Raw genomic sequence first — 393 nt, forward strand, 5'->3', positions numbered from 1 at the left:
CTGAACGAGGAAATCTCGGTCAGCGTCAATAACAGCGTGATCAACGAGCTTTATCAGCCGACCGCTGCCAACTGATACGCATCCAGGGGCGACCGGAAAATCCGGTCGCCCTTTTTCTATCTCAAAGACGCCATCGCCAAACCGACCAAGCCCAACCATCGGACAGATCATGGAAATCAAACCGGATTTCACCAGTTTCAAGCAAAACTACGACAACGGCATCTCACAGGTTCTCTGGACCTCGCTGACCGCCGATCTTGATACGCCGGTCTCGGCCTTTCTCAAGATCGCCGAAGGCATGCCAAACACCTATTTGCTTGAATCTGTTGAAGGCGGATCGGTCCGCGGACGTTATTCCTTCCTCGGGCTCAAACCCGACCTGATCTGGCGCTG

At 53.9% G+C, this 393-nt stretch carries 1 pseudogene; it reads left to right on the forward strand.

Features of this window, described 5'->3' with window-relative positions:
• Positions 1-169 precede the first annotated feature (169 nt).
• Positions 170-393 (forward strand): annotated as a pseudogene (locus B2T33_RS00230) (anthranilate synthase component I); the annotation flags it as partial.

This window comes from Thalassospira sp. UBA4513 (assembly GCF_002388495.1).
GTDB lineage: Bacteria > Pseudomonadota > Alphaproteobacteria > Rhodospirillales > Thalassospiraceae > Thalassospira > Thalassospira tepidiphila.